The organism is Moorena sp. SIO3I6, assembly GCF_010672095.1.
Genome location: NZ_JAAHHU010001237.1, coordinates 1 through 1,517 on the forward strand (window position 1 = coordinate 1; position 1,517 = coordinate 1,517).

Below are 1,517 nucleotides of genomic sequence, written 5' to 3' on the forward strand. Positions count from 1 at the left end.
TGCATTTAAAGCTTGAATTAATTCAGGTGATCCTTGCACATATTCTCCATTTTTATTAAGAAAATAAAGTTCAATATTTTCCACTACTTTTCCACTAACTTCTAGAACAGCGGTTCCATCTTCTGTAACCTCTCGTAGAATAATGTCTTTAAATTCAAAATATTTAGGTTCAAGATATTTTTTTTCTTCTATATAGATATTGAATGCACTATTAAGAACACGATTAAATGTATCAATACAGTTATGTAATTCAGTTAAATTTGGCAGCTTACCAGTATCATTTGTGAGCAATAATATACCTTGATTTAAAAACTGAATAAACTCCTTTGCATAACTTGCCTTTATGCTAGTTACTCCACTATATTCTGCTAATTTTAATGTTTTAAATGAGCCTGTATGAACAAGATAATCTCTATTTAGTTGCAGTTGATTCTCAGATGTCCTAGTTTCTGATTGAGTCGATTGATGAGACTGATTTTGCAGGTGGAATGCATCAGGAAAATTCCTACGTAAACGAGACAGACACAAATCAGGCCATTTCTCCAAAGATTGAGTCAAAAAATAAGGTTTACTTTCTGAGTATAACGATGCTTCTGTTTGTTTATCTACTTGATACAAAGGTAAAGCAAAAACATAAATAGGTACAAAACCTGGAATAACTGTAGTCAGCAAACAAAATCTGAAACACTTTATAAAAGTTTTATTCAAAACTCTATTTTCATTTTTCATGGTTTCAATATTTCCAGTTGTTCTTCGAGTTTACTTACTCGTTGCTGATCTCCTAAATTTTCATATATTTTCTTGGCTTCCTCTAGCAAATTGATTCCTTCTTCAATATTGTTACGAGCATATTTTACTTCACCTAACCCTGCTTTGGCTGCCGCTAGTTCATCTAAATTTTTACTGGTTTCTGCAAGTTCAACTGCTTCAACATAGGAAACCTCTGCTTCGAGAACTAGTCCTATTTGTCGATAGAGATCTCCTAGTAAGCGATCAACTGTTGCTATTTTTTCATGTTTGGTTAGTTCTTCTAGAATTTCAATTGCGCCAGCAATTAGATTGTAATCAGCATAACGCCTAGCCAGAAGTAATGCTTTAGTCTCTTTAGGCAAGTTTTCTTTCTGGATACGTTGGGTAATTTTCTTGATTTTATCAGCTTCATCCTGATCAATAAGCTTAAATCCTAGTCCTAATGTTGAGTCTTCTGTAGATGATTTGTTGGTGTCTGTGGAAATAATTAACTTATACCAGATACCTGACTGCAAAGGTGGATATCCTGAGTAAACAGCCTCGCAGATATTTTCTTGACAAACCTGCTCTCGACTAAATTTTTCTGTCCAATTTAATTCTCGACCTCTCACTTGTACTGTAAAGATGTCGGCACCAATCGCTCCATTCCAACGCAGAGTAGGCTGATCAGTACGTAATAGAGTTGCTCTTGGAGTAATAATGTAGGGAATATAGGGATTTTCGCGGCTTGGGGATACAATTGGTCCACGTCTTGTTGGAATTGGTGG

At 34.8% G+C, this 1,517-nt stretch carries 2 protein-coding genes; both read right to left on the minus strand.

All coding sequences use genetic code 11. The features are described from left to right. The coding region (locus F6K49_RS48090; protein ID WP_293109695.1) for a hypothetical protein at nucleotides 1-729 on the minus strand (729 nt) is incomplete at its 3' end. Beyond that, nucleotides 726-1,517, minus strand: a 792-nt coding sequence (locus F6K49_RS48095; RefSeq protein ID WP_293109697.1) for a tetratricopeptide repeat protein, incomplete at its 5' end; no start/stop codon positions are given. The genes F6K49_RS48095 and F6K49_RS48090, both read right to left, overlap by 4 nt.